Annotated in this window: 1 protein-coding gene and 1 pseudogene; both read left to right on the top strand. The window is 63.7% G+C overall.

What is annotated here, in order from left to right; translation table 11 throughout:
* Positions 1-408: DNA-directed RNA polymerase subunit beta (locus AC0AP0_RS11600; protein ID WP_490430578.1), on the top strand; the 408-nt coding region annotated here is incomplete at its 5' end.
* Between the two features lie 88 nt (positions 409-496).
* Positions 497-1,347, top strand: a pseudogene (locus AC0AP0_RS11595) (DNA-directed RNA polymerase subunit beta'); the annotation flags it as partial.

Below are 1,347 nucleotides of genomic sequence, written 5' to 3'. Positions count from 1 at the left end.
ATGATCACCCAGCAGCCCCTGGGCGGCAAGGCCCAGTTCGGCGGCCAGCGCTTCGGCGAGATGGAGGTCTGGGCCCTGGAGGCCTACGGCGCCGCCTACACCCTGCATGAGATGATGACCACCAAGTCCGACGATGTGGACGGCCGCGTCCGGGCCTACGGAGCCATCGTGCGCGGGGAGAACCTGCCGGCGGCCGGCATCCCCGAATCCTTCAAGGTGCTGCTCAAGGAGATGCAGTCGCTCTCCTTGAACGTGGAGGTGCTCAACGCGGAAGGCAACGTGATCGAGATGAAGGACGAGGACGACGACCCCAGCGCCGCCTCCGACGACCTGGGCTTCAACATCGGCGCCCGCCCGGACGCCGCCGCCAAGGCCGACCAGTCCGCTCCCGAGCCGGAGTACCGCTGAACCACCAGTCACAGGGATGCCCGCCTGACGGGCATCCCGCCAAGAGGCAAACTTCAGAGCAGTTACAAGATCAGAGACAGGACACAGAGTGCTGGACGTCAATGCATTTGACAAACTGAGAATCGGACTGGCCACGGCCGACGACATCCGCGGCTGGAGCTATGGCGAGGTCAAGAAGCCAGAAACGATCAATTACCGTACCTTGAAGCCCGAGAAGGACGGCCTGTTCGGCGAGCAGATCTTCGGACCCACCCGCGACTGGGAGTGCGCCTGCGGCAAGTACAAGCGCGTGCGCTTCAAGGGGATCGTCTGCGAGCGCTGCGGCGTGGAGGTCACCCGTTCCCGCGTCCGCCGCGAGCGTATGGGCCATATCGAGCTGGCCGCCCCCGTCACCCACATCTGGTTCTTCAAGGGCGTGCCCTCCCGGCTGGGATACCTGCTGGACATCGCGCCCAAGGATCTGGAGAAGGTCATCTACTTCGCGGCCTACATGGTCACCAAGGTGGATGAGGAGCAGCGTCACAAGGACCTGCCCGACCTGCAGGACGAGTTCGACAATGAAATCTCCCAGCTGGAGAAGAAGCGCGACCTGGAGATCGACAAGCGCGCCAAGAAGCTGGAGGAGGACCTGGCTGAGCTGGAGAAGACCGACGAGGTCAAGGGTTCCATGAAGGCACGTCTGCGCAACGGAGCCGAGCGGGACATGACCGCCATCCGCAAGCGCTATGACGACCAGATCCAGCGGATCACCGCCGTCTTCGACCGCTTCAAGACCCTGAAGCCCGGCGACATGGAGGGTGACGTTGATCTGTGGCGGGAGATGCAGGACCGCTACGGTGACTACTTCGAGGGCTGCATGGGCGCCGAGGCCATCAAGAAGCGTCTGCAGGACTTCGACCTGGAGGGTGCCGCCAAGGAGCTCCGTCACGAGATCGACAC

Source organism: Bifidobacterium sp. POST2/T3 (B1), from assembly GCF_058197115.1.
This window is presented reverse-complemented; position numbering and strand designations above follow the sequence as displayed.